The organism is Chryseobacterium cupriresistens (assembly GCF_046614675.1).
Classification (GTDB): Bacteria; Bacteroidota; Bacteroidia; order Flavobacteriales; family Weeksellaceae; genus Chryseobacterium; species Chryseobacterium cupriresistens.
In genome coordinates this window covers 342,967-355,762 of record NZ_JBKKJT010000004.1, presented here as the reverse complement: position 1 = coordinate 355,762, position 12,796 = coordinate 342,967, and the positions used below count along the sequence as shown (strand labels likewise).

14 protein-coding genes are annotated in these 12,796 nt (G+C 35.5%); 4 read left to right on the top strand and 10 right to left on the bottom strand.

Going from position 1 to position 12,796, the window contains the following annotated elements:
- Positions 1-72: 72 nt before the first annotated feature.
- Positions 73-939 carry a T9SS type A sorting domain-containing protein gene (locus tag ACLI50_RS13875; RefSeq protein ID WP_202839223.1) on the top strand — a complete coding sequence of 289 codons (867 nt, stop codon included), beginning with the start codon at positions 73-75 and terminating at the stop codon, positions 937-939.
- 49 nt (positions 940-988) lie between these two features.
- Here ACLI50_RS13875 and ACLI50_RS13870 read toward each other — a convergent pair whose 3' ends face one another.
- The 3 genes from ACLI50_RS13870 to ACLI50_RS13860 form a co-directional block, all read right to left on the bottom strand.
- Positions 989-1,333, bottom strand: coding sequence for a phage holin family protein (locus ACLI50_RS13870; RefSeq protein WP_114821738.1), 345 nt, complete (start codon positions 1,331-1,333; stop codon positions 989-991).
- 117 nt (positions 1,334-1,450) lie between these two features.
- Complete coding sequence (locus ACLI50_RS13865; RefSeq protein WP_202839222.1) at positions 1,451-1,873, bottom strand: PaaI family thioesterase; 423 nt, start codon at positions 1,871-1,873, stop codon at positions 1,451-1,453.
- 122 nt (positions 1,874-1,995) lie between these two features.
- Positions 1,996-2,229, bottom strand: coding sequence for a GMC oxidoreductase (locus ACLI50_RS13860; protein ID WP_411414038.1), 234 nt, complete (start codon positions 2,227-2,229; stop codon positions 1,996-1,998).
- 31 nt (positions 2,230-2,260) lie between these two features.
- Between ACLI50_RS13860 and ACLI50_RS13855 the strand changes: the two genes are divergently transcribed.
- The 3 genes from ACLI50_RS13855 (at position 2,261) to ACLI50_RS13845 (ending at position 4,257) form a co-directional block, all read left to right on the top strand.
- Complete coding sequence (locus ACLI50_RS13855) at positions 2,261-2,461, top strand: hypothetical protein (RefSeq protein ID WP_411414037.1); 201 nt, start codon at positions 2,261-2,263, stop codon at positions 2,459-2,461.
- Positions 2,462-2,720: 259 nt separating this feature from the next.
- Positions 2,721-3,572: a helix-turn-helix transcriptional regulator gene (locus ACLI50_RS13850; protein ID WP_411414036.1), complete on the top strand. Its 852-nt coding sequence runs from the start codon at positions 2,721-2,723 to the stop codon at positions 3,570-3,572.
- A gap of 193 nt (positions 3,573-3,765) precedes the next feature.
- Entirely contained in the window at positions 3,766-4,257 is a 492-nt protein-coding gene (locus tag ACLI50_RS13845) for a hypothetical protein (protein ID WP_411414035.1), read from the top strand.
- A 7-nt stretch (positions 4,258-4,264) separates the two neighbouring features.
- Here the strand turns inward: ACLI50_RS13845 and ACLI50_RS13840 are convergent, their stop codons facing one another.
- The 7 genes from ACLI50_RS13840 to ACLI50_RS13810 all read right to left on the bottom strand — a co-directional run bounded on the left by ACLI50_RS13840 (position 4,265) and on the right by ACLI50_RS13810 (position 12,674).
- Positions 4,265-4,459, bottom strand: a complete 195-nt coding sequence (locus tag ACLI50_RS13840; RefSeq protein ID WP_343639187.1) for a hypothetical protein — start codon at positions 4,457-4,459, stop codon at positions 4,265-4,267.
- Positions 4,460-4,729: 270 nt separating this feature from the next.
- Positions 4,730-6,856 carry a type IA DNA topoisomerase gene (locus ACLI50_RS13835; RefSeq protein WP_411414034.1) on the bottom strand — a complete coding sequence of 709 codons (2,127 nt, stop codon included), beginning with the start codon at positions 6,854-6,856 and terminating at the stop codon, positions 4,730-4,732.
- Positions 6,857-6,931: 75 nt separating this feature from the next.
- Complete coding sequence (locus tag ACLI50_RS13830) at positions 6,932-8,083, bottom strand: reverse transcriptase family protein (RefSeq protein ID WP_411414033.1); 1,152 nt, start codon at positions 8,081-8,083, stop codon at positions 6,932-6,934.
- Positions 8,084-8,416: 333 nt separating this feature from the next.
- Complete coding sequence (locus ACLI50_RS13825) at positions 8,417-9,733, bottom strand: phosphoribosyltransferase-like protein (protein WP_411414032.1); 1,317 nt, start codon at positions 9,731-9,733, stop codon at positions 8,417-8,419.
- Positions 9,734-9,877: 144 nt separating this feature from the next.
- Positions 9,878-10,606: a M17 family peptidase N-terminal domain-containing protein gene (locus tag ACLI50_RS13820; protein WP_343639191.1), complete on the bottom strand. Its 729-nt coding sequence runs from the start codon at positions 10,604-10,606 to the stop codon at positions 9,878-9,880.
- Between the two features lie 272 nt (positions 10,607-10,878).
- Entirely contained in the window at positions 10,879-12,246 is a 1,368-nt protein-coding gene (locus ACLI50_RS13815; protein WP_411414031.1) for an alginate export family protein, read from the bottom strand.
- Positions 12,243-12,674: a DoxX family protein gene (locus ACLI50_RS13810; RefSeq protein ID WP_202839209.1), complete on the bottom strand. Its 432-nt coding sequence runs from the start codon at positions 12,672-12,674 to the stop codon at positions 12,243-12,245. The genes ACLI50_RS13815 and ACLI50_RS13810 overlap by 4 nt, the downstream gene beginning before the upstream one ends.
- Positions 12,675-12,796 lie beyond the last annotated feature (122 nt).

Genomic DNA, 12,796 nt, shown 5'->3' with positions numbered 1-12,796 from the left:
GAAAAATAATTGATTTATGTATGGCAAAAATTTTATTAGTTTTACAAAAAACTAAACTAATACCCATTTAATATGAAAAAATTTATACTTTTTTCTTCACTTTGTGTGTCCTCATTTTTTTTTTCACAGCTTACGATGAGTCCTTTTCCCAATCATTATTATAATCCTTATCAGGTCACTATTAATGGAAACGGGACTATTTATTATACCACTGACGGAAGCACTCCGACGATTAGTTCTTCCTCTGCCGTAAATAATGTGCAGATTTCTATTGATCAGAATAAAGAGATCAAGGCATTTCTTGTTAACGGACAAGGAAGTTCGTCTCCTGTAATCAGTAAAAAGTATTACACAGGAAGTATTCCTACTGCTGCTATTTATTTTAAAGCACCTTCCACATGGGCATCAGGAAGCTGTGTAATGGTTGATATGGTCAGTCCCAATTCTATAGACGGATTTGCAATCGATACATTCTGGCCCGGAGTTGTAATGCAACCTGCCGGATGTGAATCATGGTATAAGACTACGAGAGATTTTGAAAGTGCCAATGTCCGTTTTAATAACTGTACTCTATTTGAGAATATTCCTGCTACCGTCAGTACCAATCTGATTCCGATGGGAAGTACTTTGTATTATGATTTTACAGATGGGGTAATAACCACTCCGCCTTCATGTTTATTTTTAGCATCTAATGAATCAGTCTCTAAAAATAAAAGCGTTTTAATCAAAGTTTATCCGAACCCTGTTTCAGATATTTTAAAAGTAAATACTGACCGGAACTTCAACGAATATGAGATTATAGATGTGAATGGAAGGGTGATTTTAAAAGATCAGTTTATGAAAGAAATTTTAATTAGTCAGCTTATTTCAGGAAATTACTTTTTAAAGCTTAAAGATTCGAAAGGAGACCTCGTGTTACTGAAGTTCATTAAAAAATAAAGAAATCCGCTCGTTGAGCGGATTTCTTTTTTGATCTTTATGATTTTAATTAATCTCCATCTGAGAACATTGAATTCGCCAGAGAAGTTACGATTGATAATAATATACTGAAGATAAATGCCCACCAGAACCCATCTACAACCATACTGTCTATGAAATAGTCTGCAATCAGGACTATTGCGGCATTAATTACCAGCGCAAAGAATCCTAAGGTAAGAATAGTCAGCGGAAGGCCAAACAGACTTAAAATTGGCTTTACAAATATGTTAAGAACCCCAAGTACAATCGCAAAGATGATGGCTGAAGAAAATCCTTCAAACTGCACTCCCGGTAAAATTTTAGTTAAAAGATAAGCAACAATTGCTGTAATAAAAAGTCGGATAATTAAGTTCATTGTGATATTTTTTAATGTTTATGGGATTTGTTGAGCAAAAGCCATTCCATTCCGGAAAAAAAATGCTTTGAAACCCTTTATTGAAGGAATATTCCAGCTTTTATTCCCTTTAAATTCTTATTTTATTTTCATCATGGTAACTAATGAGGTCGCCACATGACTTTCAGAAGCAGAACCTTCGGTCTGGACATAGATTTCCGTTCTCACCACAACAATTTTTCCACCCCCTTTAATGACATAGGATTTTGAAATCAAAGCATCACCCATTGCCGGACGAAGGTAGTTCACTTTCAATTCAACGGTCACTACATAACAATCTTCCGGATAGTGGCTCACAGCGGCATATCCTGAAGAAACATCCACCAGAGAGGCGATCATTGCGCCATTGAACATTCCTGCTTTTCGGGTCATCATTTCCATCTTAGGGATCTTCATCGATATAAAATCAGTTTCTACTACCAGCAGTTCTGCTTTATAGAATTTCAAGGTTTCCGAGCGGCTGAAGCTGTCTGTAATGAGTTTCTTTTTTTCTGGTGTCATGAATTTTATTTTAAACAAAGGTAAGCGCTATAAAGTTTTTGATCTCAATGATCTTTCAATTTTTCATTAAAAAGCCGCTCCATAAACATGAAACGGCTTCTTTTCAAGGTTTTATACCCTTCTTACACAACAAACGATAACTTTTCGGATGAACCTGACGCTTTCATATGATGATCTTCTCTGATCATATCGCCTGCTTTTTCACCAATCATAATGGTAGGTGCGTTGGTATTTCCGGAAACCACATCCGGCATGATGGATGCGTCAGCTACCCTTAATCCTTTTATTCCGTATACTTTCAGTCTCGGATCTACTACAGAAAGGCTGTCGACTCCCATTTTACAGGTTCCGGTCATATGATGATAAGGTGGAACATGATTTTTTGATATGATCTATCACTTCCTCTTTTGTTTTTCCCATTTCACGGCATATTTCAACGCATTGATAAAGGGCTTCCAGATCGGATTCTTCAGAAAGAATCCTTATCAATCTGAGAGATCTGAGCTGGAGCTGGCTATGATTTTATGTAAGCATCATGAGGAGATTAAAAGCGATGTGGATGGCTGGTATGAGAAGTTATTCCGGTAAAACCACCTGTCAAAAAAAGTGTAAGGCCGGATTTCTTCGGAATGAAATTTACGACGTTTAGTTTATTCGTACATAATGTCATTTCGTAAGAATCTCTGGATAGACGGGTTGGAAAACGCAAAGTCGCCAATTGTCGCCAAACTATCTGTTTTTGAGGCGTTAAGATTTTATCTCCGATAAAATATAGTATTGCTTTACATTTACAAAAAAATTTATTTAACTTTCCTATTATTGAATTCAAAAACTCACGTACTCCATTATGCTGAATGATTACAAAAAACACGAATTATTTGGGAAAACCCTGATACAGAAAATTGATATATCAGGGTCCTTCAGGTATGATTTTCCGGTTTCGGAGCAAGCTTGTTTTCTGTATGTGCTTAAAGGTGAGTTTCAGTACAAAACAGAGGAACAGGAGTTTGATGTTTCTGCAAATTATTCTCTTTTTCTGAACTGTATGAGCTCCGGAAAACATATTCATAACTCAGCGTCAGAAGATCATTGTGAGATTGTGATCGTTACGTTCTATCCTGACATCCTGAAAAAAATCTATGACAGAGAATTGCCTTTATTACTGCAAAAACCTTCCGATATCGTTTCGAATAAATCCAATGAGAAAATAAACAATGACTTTCTGATTCAGAAGTACGTAGAAGGGCTGCTTTTTTATTTTGAAAACCCTTCCCTCGTTAATGAAGATATATTGGTTCTAAAACTCAAGGAAATCATTTTGCTGTTGGCTCAGTCACAGAATGCTAAGGCCGTTCAGCTGATCCTGTCACAGCTTTTCTCTCCCACCACTTATTCTTTTAAGCAAATCATTGAAGCGAATTTATTTTCACAGCTAACAATCGAACAGCTTGCTGAGCAAAGCAATTTAAGTGTATCATCTTTCAAAAGAGAATTTGCAAAACTTTACAATGATACCCCCGCCAATTATATAAGAAACAAAAAACTGGAAAAAGCCGCCGAATTACTTTTAATATCCGATGAACGCATTACCGATATCGCGTTCGAATGCGGATTCAACGATCTGACCACTTTTACCAAAAACTTCAGCGATAAATTTCATATAACGCCCTCCAATTACCGCCAGGAACGGAAAGGATGATAATCGTACCTTTTTAAAGATTATAAATGTATTTCCTGTTTTGATAAGGAGTTCTTTTTTGAACCAAAATCCCAAATTCTTGAACTAAATCACAAAATCATTTCTGTATTTCTATCGCAAATTTGTACCGTCAGTTACAGGGAACAGTAATATACCTGCAGCTCATAAGTATCAATTTTAAAATACAATCAATATGAATCTATCAGGTTTAGGAATTTTTCACACTATTATTGGCGTAACAGCTCTTGTTGGCGCAGTGATAGGATTTATCAGATATGGTAAAATCAATCTGGCTAAGCCGTCAGGAAAAGTCTATTTTTATGCGACGGCCGTCACTTCACTTACAGCATTAGGTATCTCCAAAAACGGAGGTTTTAATGCAGGACATGTGTTCTCATTATTTATCCTTGTTTTGATCACTGTGGCCTATTTTCTTTTTTCCAATAAAAAAGAAAGTAAGAAAGCCCGGTATTTTGAGAATTTCCTGTTGTCATTCAGCTTTTTTCTTTCATTAGTTCCTACTATCAATGAGACTTTCACACGGGTTCCGATTGGACATCCTTTGGCTAAAGATATCAAAGATCCCATCATCGGGCAGACTCTTCTTGTTATTCTTCTGCTTTTTATTGTTGGATCTGTTTTTCAGTTTATCAAACAGAAAAGGGAGAATGTTGAAGTTTCATGATGACAGGTTATTCGAGAAACTGTAAAACCAGTCCGTCAAAAATTCTTTGAATTTTTGCCACCCTCGGGAAGATGGGAATTTTTACATATTCAGTTGGAGTATTGGTATCTAGGATAAGGCTTGTGATTGTGCAGAAAAGAATAAGATTGGATTCCTGTGGAATGACAAATACAACGCTTAGTTTATCCGTACACCTAGTCATTCCATAGGAATCTAGATGGGTTGGAAAACGCAAAGACACAAGTTCTTTCCATACTAAATATTTTTAAGGCGCTAAGATTTTATCTCCGATAAAATGGTTATTGCTGAATGATATCTAGAAAAGTGCAGGAATCCCGATATAAAATAACCGATACGCTTAATCAGGTATTGAAAAATCACGGGTTCGAATCCCGTATTCTCCACCTGATAATTCCAGTTAGTTTATTCTTTCCAAATGGTAGCTGATAATTTAGATTAAGTATACTATTGATTAGCTCAATTGCACCTGGAAATCATTACTTAAAGTCAAAACACCTTCTGTGATTGCTTCCGGGTGGGTAGAGAAGCCTTTTAATTTTGAAGTTTTTCCTTTTAATACCAAATCTAAAAGTTGTTTATCGGATAGTTTCTTGCCGAAGATTTCGAACGTAATTTTAAAACCGCAGTTTTTGAAATCGGAGCAGCCTACGGCGGTTTTTCCTTTGATCAGATTATGTTCTTTACATTTCGGGCATTTCGTTTCTTCCCAGGACTGAAGTTCTTTTTTCTGCGCAGGTTCTCTTTTTTTCTTCTCCTTGACTTCTTCTTTTTCTTCTTCCTGGAGTGTAATTACTTTTCCTTTTCCGTACACCACTTTTTCAGTGAGTTCTGTCACCATCTGAATCAGTTCTTCTTTGAAAAGATTGGCTTCATACTCTCCTTTTTCAATTTTACGAAGTTTGGATTCCCATTCTCCGGTCAGTTCCGGGCTTTTTAACAGTTCGTCTTCGATGGTATCGATCAGCTGGATTCCGGTTTGGGTAGCGATCAGATTTTTTCTTTTTTTCTCGATGTATTTTCTTTTGAAAAGGGTTTCGATGATGTTGGCACGGGTAGATGGTCTTCCGATCCCGTTGTTTTTCAGCATTTCACGCAATTCTTCATCTTCAACCTGTTTTCCGGCAGTTTCCATCGCTCTCAGCAGTGTTGCTTCGGTATAAGGTTTTGGAGGCGTTGTTTTTCCCTGGTGAATCATCGGATCGTGGGGCCCGGTTTCTCCTACAGTAAATTCAGGGATGGTTTGTTCTTCCTCTTTTTCTTTTTCCTTATCGGTGGTTTCTTCTTTAGGCTCTTTGGCGTAAACGGCTCTCCATCCTGCTTCAAGAACCTGTCTTCCACTGGTTTTGAAAGGAATGGTTCCTACTTTTCCTTCTACCAAAGTATTGGAAATTTTACATTCCGGATAGAATACGGCTATAAAACGTTTTGCAATCAGATCATAAATCAGTTTTTCTTCCCTGCTCAGATTCTGAGAAGGCGGAATTTCCGTAGGAATGATCGCATGGTGATCGGTTACTTTTGTATCGTCGAAAACCACCTTTGATTTTGGAATCGGAGCTTCCAGCAACGGAGCAATCAGATCCTGATAAGGATACATTTTCTGAAGAATTCCTGCAATTTTCGGATATAAACTGTCTGATAAGTAGGTGGTATCAACACGCGGATAGGTTACGTGCTTCTTTTCATAAAGACTTTGCACATAATTCAACGTATTTTCCGCCGAATAACCGTATTTTTTATTGGCTTCCACCTGAAGTCCGGTCAGGTCGAAAAGTCGTGGATTTTTTTCTTTTCCTTCTTTAATTTCGAAAGAAACGATCTCAAATGGATTGACTTTAAGGTATTCCAGTCCTTTCTCAGCACGTTCCAATGTTTTTAAACGGTCAATGGCCGCATTGAAAATCACGTCACGGTATTTGGTTTTCAGTTCCCAATATTCTTCCGTGGTAAAGGCATCGATTTCTTTCTGACGCTGCACAAGCATCGCCAATGTAGGAGTTTGTACTCTTCCAATGGAAAGAACTGCTTTATTTCCCCCAAATTTTTTCGTAAATAGTCTCGTAGCATTGATTCCCAATAACCAATCTCCTATGGCTCTGGCATTTCCGGCCAGATAAAGGTTTTTATAATCTTCTGCCGGTTTTAAACTGGCAAATCCTTCTTTAATAGCATCTTCCGTTAGTGAAGAAATCCATAAACGCTGAACCGGTTTGTTGCATTTTGCTTTCTGCAATACCCAACGCTGAATCAGTTCTCCTTCCTGCCCGGCATCCCCGCAGTTAATGACCTCATCACATTCTTCAACTAATTTTTCAATGACTTTAAACTGATTTTCAACACCTTTATTAGGGATCAGCTTGATTCCAAAACTGCTGGGAATAATCGGCAGTGAAAAAAGGTTCCAGGATTTGAACTGCGGACCGTAGTCGTGTGGTTCTTTCAGGGTACAAAGGTGTCCGAACGTCCATGTTACGCAATAGCCGTTTCCTTCCATATAGCCTTGTTTAGGCGTGGTAGCGCCCAATACTTTGGCGATATCTCTGGCAACACTGGGTTTCTCGGCAATACATAATTTCATGAACTCGGGTTTATTGAAGGAGTGCAAAAATCGGGATTTTTTTTGACATTGCAAATTGGGATAGTATCTCTCAAATTATATAAACCAATTTATCTTATTAAAATCTTTTAATAATTTTTCACTGTACTCTTTATCAATTGAATGTATAAAACAAATGTGTCCATATAACCAATCATGAAAATTTAATGTTGTATATCCTAAAAAATCTTTACGAATTTTATTTAAATGTGTATCAACACCAAATTTTCGGCAAAAATGGATATGTCTAGCTATTCTTTTTCTATATTTTTTTGAGGTATGAACTCCGTTAGTTACTGTCAAACCAGTGACATATTGTTTTTGTCCCTTTAACATATACTTCACTTTTTTATAGTTAATATAAAACCCTTCATCTATAATAATTTTAGTTATAAATGATACTGATGGTAAAGTTCCGTTATCTTTAATTGAAAAAGTCAGGTCGTCAGCATATCTAGAGTAAGAAAAATTCATTTTCTTTGCTAATTCTTCAAATCTAAAATCCATTTTAGAAGCAATAATATTTGCAAGCATGGGACTTGAAGGACAGCCTTGAGGTAAAATAGCCGGCATTTCTTTTATATAACGAGACAGAATTTCTTTTTCGGTGGGTTCAAAGCTATTCCAATATTCAGGACTATGTTTATAAGTACATAGTTTTGATAAACTTACTGCTAAATTACCTTGATACCCCATATTTTTAAATACACCATAAACCCTTTCTTCTGTAATGGTATCATAAAATTTTAAAAGATCTACTTTTAAAATTTTGCATGCACCTTCATGTACTAAAGCATTGTCTTTTATTGATATCTTCTGTCTAAAACCCTTGCAACTATCTTTTAATGGATATTTATCGAGAATATTAAACATAATCCATTTTTGAATATACTTAAGGTCTTTATCAGGAGCCATTATTTCTCTCTTACCACCTCTCCTCTTTTTAATTGAAAATAACTTATATCTTTTTTGCTTAAGTTCAAATACCGGTTTTGATATTATATCTTGGGTTTTTAGGTCTCCAATAAGCCATCTAAGAAAATCTGATTTAATCCCCATTGCAATAGCTAAATGCTCTAGAGTAAAAAGAACTGGATAATCTTTTTTTATTAGGTTTTGAGCATATTCCACACACGCTCTTATATATTCTTCTGAATGACCTTTTTCTTTTGCTACTATTTCAAAACGTTCAATTGGGAATGTATTCATTGTTACTACTTTACTTGAATGTTAAAATTATTTTAATATACATAAGGGAAATTAGATTCATTTAATCATCTTGTCTTCCCTTCCTTTATTCTACTCCTTAATAATTCAACCTCCAATTATATCAAACGTAAAACATATTTTGAAATATAATTGAAGTAAAACCAGTTTTAATGTAGTTTTCATATAAGAGTTTTTATAGATCTTTCTTTTTAGCTTTAAAGATATATTGCAACTGTAATATAAATGTATACAATCATATTATTTGTCATAAAGACTCTTTATTAATTCTCAATACAAGGCACTGAGAAATCTTTGCAGATAATTGCTAACAAATTATTTCATTCCCATGAACGTATAAGGTATATATATACTATTTTCTTCTTTTATTAAAAAATTTTTTTCAGTTTCTTCTCTTATACTAAACTTGCGAGATAAACTTTTTAATCCTTTTAGCAGATCCAACCCTTTCTTGGTAATCTTTTTATATCCAATTCCAATCAAACCTTTATTTTTTGCTTCAATATAGACATCGTGCAATTCATCAAGTGTCAATCCTAATAATTGACAAATAAAAATGTTTTCAAATCCTTTATCCTTTAAGTATAAGAGTGCTACGACTGCATGGTTTTGCTCTTTTTTTTTAACAGTTTCGTCTTTACGTTTATCTTCAAAACGGTCAATTGTCTTTTTCCCTTCGATGATATCAATCCCTAACTTTTCACACAATAAAAGATAATACTTTATTGTTCTTTTAAACTTTGAAGCTTCAGAAATTCTTCTTTCAGCATTTCGAGGAAAAAGTGGGTGCCATTTATTATCCCCCCAAATAATAGGAAATGTGTTATTAGGAGTTCCATGAAAGAAAGATATTAAAGATTCACTATCATCATAACCTAAAGGAGTTTTGGTAATAGGTCTATAATTTACAATAATTTTATCCCCATAATTCGTTACAATGTCTAAAATTTTTTGGTTATTTCTAAATAATTTGAAGATGGAATTTTCGGGATGGAAAGCTTTATATCTTTTTTCAGATTTAATAATTAAATTTAATTTAACATTTTCCAAAATATATTTTTCACCTTCCTCCATGATAATTGAACTTAACAAAAAATAATTTTTAAGTTTATAAGTGTTTAACCATTCGCGCGTTTCTTTTTCTTCAATGGCCTTAAAAAAAGTTTTGCCACTTCCAATAAAGTCATCCAAAAAAATAATATGCTGAAAGTCATTTGGGTTTGGAATATTTTTTAGATCATTAGTAATAATATTATGATCATATTTTTTATCTTTAGAAAGTTTAGCTTTAGCTTCTTTTTCTCTTTTTTTATAGGTATTTGTATGTGATAGTGGATAGGTAACTAAAGTTCCACTTTTACCTACTTTTCCATAAGGGAAAATAATAGCTCTTTCTTTAATTGGAATCACGCTATAAATCTTTCTTAATAAACTATTTATCCTATTCATAAATTCATTAAAAGGTATATATTCAAAAACCTTTAAAATATCTAGGGCATGAAAAATATCTTCATCTTCAAAGTTTTCTAGCCATTTTATGATATCTGTTGGTAAGACAGAATATTTAAGCTTAGGTAGAAGTAGCTCAACTTGTCTAATATTATCTCTATTAAATTCAAAATTCCCACCCATACTTAATTATATAAAAGAGGATTAGTTATAAGTTTTTATTTTTTAAATATAATAAAATCCAACCTATTATTAATACGGTTTCCCATAATACAAAAAGCCCTCTAAAAAAGAGGGCCGGATCAACAATGTAATGAAACTAGTTCATTATTTCTTTTTTACTTCTGAAATGGCATCGGAAATTCCTCCGCCTGCGGTTTCAAAGAAGGCAGGACCAGCCAGAAGGTATACTTTTTCTAATTTTTTTGTGGTGGATAATTTGTGTTCTTTAAGGTAATTTTCAGAACGGTTGGCATGTACAATTCCTCTTACTACATTTCCGGCTACCAAAGCGGTGGGTGAATCTATTCCGGCATCTTTCAGATCGCTGGCGAATGCAAAATTGGTAACGCCTAATCTCATGGCTTCACGGGCTGCCACTTCGCCTACGGAAGTCATTAAATCAGGAGTAAATTTATTACGGTCACCTAAACCGATCAATAATAATTTCTTTGCAGACATCGATCCTGCAGGTGGCGTAATTAAAATCGTTTCCAAAGAATGCCCCTGAAACTGTCCTGTTTTTCTAAGGTTGGTCAGTTCTCCTTTTAAAGCTTCATCAAGATGAACCAATCCGTTCAGTTTTGCCGGCAATGCCTGAGCACTGAAGATGTCACCTTCTGTATATTCGAAAACACAGGCTACCTGAAGCTGGGCGTCAGCAGACGATGGGCCCTGTACCAATCCTATCATGGAGATTCCGTCTACGGTTCCCCAGGTTTTGGAAGTTCCGATGGCTGTTGTTTTTGCAGGAGCTGTGGTTGTAGTTTGTGCAAAGTTTAAGGTAGATAATGCTAAAGCTGCAATTACCAGTGAGTGTTTTAGTGTATTTTTCATTTGATTTATTTTTTGTTGTTTGTTGAGGGGTTCGGGATGCGAGTTGCGGGTTATTTTTGTTGCGGGTTTTAATTTTTGTTTGTTGGAATAACGCAAGGACGCAAAGTTTTTTTAAGGTTTATGTTGTTAAGGCGCGAGTCGCTTCGCTCCGGCTATTTTTATTTGTTTTTCAAAGGTAGTTTCTGTGATGGAAAGGTGCATTGATGTGGGATAATTGTTTAATTTATTTTCAAATGATCTCATTTTCAAATTTTCAAATTCCCTGTGTTTTTTTAAAATTTAAATACAATTCTGGAATTGATGAAGAGTCCGTCTTTGTGGTTGTCGATTACATCGTTAATGAAAGCTCCGGTATTGAAATACTGTATTCCTGTATTAAAGGTTAAAAATGGATTGATCTTATAATTAAAGCTTCCTAAAAATGCGGTTCCGATGTATCTCTTTTTTGAGTTGGAAGACGCCAGGTTTAGTGTTCCGCTGGGTCTGTAAATTCCGTCTTGAGTAGAGTATCTCCAGTTGAAAACTACGTCTGCCTGTACGGTTATTTTTTTACCTAAATCAATAGTTGCATAGGGATGAATATCAATTAAATTCACCGGACCAATCTGAGGATTAAATCCAAAATAACCTCCTTTCGGATACAATGGATTGAATGTTCCCAATGTTCCGTCTCCTTTATTGCTGTCTCCTGAAATATAATCGTTTCTAAGGTTGATGGTCGGTTTTCCTTTTACATTTTCAAACATATATCCGATATCTGCAGAAGCCGTCCACGCGCTGATATTTCCTTTATTAAAGTTCCCGAACTGGTAGGCTGCTTCAAAATTGTAAATAAAACCTCCTCCATATTTCCAGAATCTTCCGCCAAAAGTATGTCTGTTTTCATCGGAAAGCCCGTCTTCAAAACGTACATCCTTTCTGTGAATCCCCAGATAATAGAGCTCCAGATTTCCGCTTCTGGGAATAATCCATGTGTTGTAACTTCCCCAAAGGTTGATTGATTTTGAAGATTTGTTATCAAATGCTCCCGGGCTTATTTCACTGGCGGCCATCATAAAGGCATCAGATCTGAAATTCCCTCTTTTGTACATCAATTTTAATCCATCAAAATAGAGTCTTAAATTCGGACCTTCTCTTACCGAGATCAGTCTTCCGCTTCCATAATCAAGCTCCTGCCTTCCGGCACGCACAGTCAACTTTTCTTTGTCATTTTTCAGAATATCAATATCAATGAAGAGATTCTGGATATTCAAATGGTCTTCATCAATAGGTCTCGGACCATTTTTCCTTCCGTTTTCCCAGGCACTTCTCACCTGCCCGAAAATTCTTACCCGTGAGCCCAGATGCAGATCTGCATGTACACTGTATCTTTGAATCAGAAAAGGATTGCTCCCGATATCCATTCTACCCCAATCTTCATTATTAAAATCTACAAATTCCAGTCTTGCTTCTCCCCCCAATGAAAGATAATGGTTGCTTTTTTCTGCAATAGGTATGTATTTGATGGAGTTGTAAAAAGTTTTTGCAGAGTCTTTATAGGAAGCATAATCTTCATCAAACCTCATCAGCTTGAACTGGGCAGAAATTTGAAGTGGAATAAAAATCTGCAGCAACAGTACAATGGCAATCAGTTTTTTCATGATGATTTCTTTGTTAAATAATGATCCACAGAATATCTTCCAGCTCCCATAAACAGTAAAAACAGATAACACAAGCTGTACATAAAAGGAGTGTCTTTTACCAGTAAAGCATCATTCCAATGGAGAATAAAGTATCCTGTAAGCGTCACCGCTAAAATTGGCAGCACTGCAATTCTTGTGAAAAAACCAAAGATCACAAATACCGGAAATACCAGATTGGCTGCATCAGCAAAAAGACTGTTGAATGCTTCCGGAAGGTGCAGCGGGTTCGGAACCTGCTCTGCTTCTGAAACACCTACTCCTATTTTTTTTAATCCGTGGGCTACGATTAATTCTACGGAAAGGAAAACTCTGAAGACTAAAAGTGCAGCATCGGTTAATTTTCTTCCCGGATTGGTATTGGTGATGATATGGATTAACTTTTTCATGATTGGAATAAATTTTAGCTATGAATTAAATTGATTGTCGTGATTGTATTAATGCTGGGTTGACCACCCCGTCAAAAATTCTTTGAATTTTTGACACCCCTCCAAAGGAGGGGAATTTTCAC

Excerpts from the sequence above, each read along its gene's own strand:
- ACLI50_RS13875 (WP_202839223.1), top strand. The coding sequence starts at position 73 with ATGAAAAAATTTATACTTTTTTCTTCACTTTGTGTGTCCTCATTTTTT.
- ACLI50_RS13870 (WP_114821738.1), bottom strand. The coding sequence starts at position 1,333 with ATGAACTTAATTATCCGACTTTTTATTACAGCAATTGTTGCTTATCTT.
- ACLI50_RS13865 (WP_202839222.1), bottom strand. The coding sequence starts at position 1,873 with ATGACACCAGAAAAAAAGAAACTCATTACAGACAGCTTCAGCCGCTCG.
- ACLI50_RS13860 (WP_411414038.1), bottom strand. The coding sequence starts at position 2,229 with ATGACCGGAACCTGTAAAATGGGAGTCGACAGCCTTTCTGTAGTAGAT.
- ACLI50_RS13855 (WP_411414037.1), top strand. The coding sequence starts at position 2,261 with ATGATCTATCACTTCCTCTTTTGTTTTTCCCATTTCACGGCATATTTC.
- ACLI50_RS13850 (WP_411414036.1), top strand. The coding sequence starts at position 2,721 with ATGCTGAATGATTACAAAAAACACGAATTATTTGGGAAAACCCTGATA.
- ACLI50_RS13845 (WP_411414035.1), top strand. The coding sequence starts at position 3,766 with ATGAATCTATCAGGTTTAGGAATTTTTCACACTATTATTGGCGTAACA.
- ACLI50_RS13840 (WP_343639187.1), bottom strand. The coding sequence starts at position 4,459 with ATGACTAGGTGTACGGATAAACTAAGCGTTGTATTTGTCATTCCACAG.
- ACLI50_RS13835 (WP_411414034.1), bottom strand. The coding sequence starts at position 6,856 with ATGAAATTATGTATTGCCGAGAAACCCAGTGTTGCCAGAGATATCGCC.
- ACLI50_RS13830 (WP_411414033.1), bottom strand. The coding sequence starts at position 8,083 with ATGAATACATTCCCAATTGAACGTTTTGAAATAGTAGCAAAAGAAAAA.
- ACLI50_RS13825 (WP_411414032.1), bottom strand. The coding sequence starts at position 9,733 with ATGGGTGGGAATTTTGAATTTAATAGAGATAATATTAGACAAGTTGAG.
- ACLI50_RS13820 (WP_343639191.1), bottom strand. The coding sequence starts at position 10,606 with ATGAAAAATACACTAAAACACTCACTGGTAATTGCAGCTTTAGCATTA.
- ACLI50_RS13815 (WP_411414031.1), bottom strand. The coding sequence starts at position 12,246 with ATGAAAAAACTGATTGCCATTGTACTGTTGCTGCAGATTTTTATTCCA.
- ACLI50_RS13810 (WP_202839209.1), bottom strand. The coding sequence starts at position 12,674 with ATGAAAAAGTTAATCCATATCATCACCAATACCAATCCGGGAAGAAAA.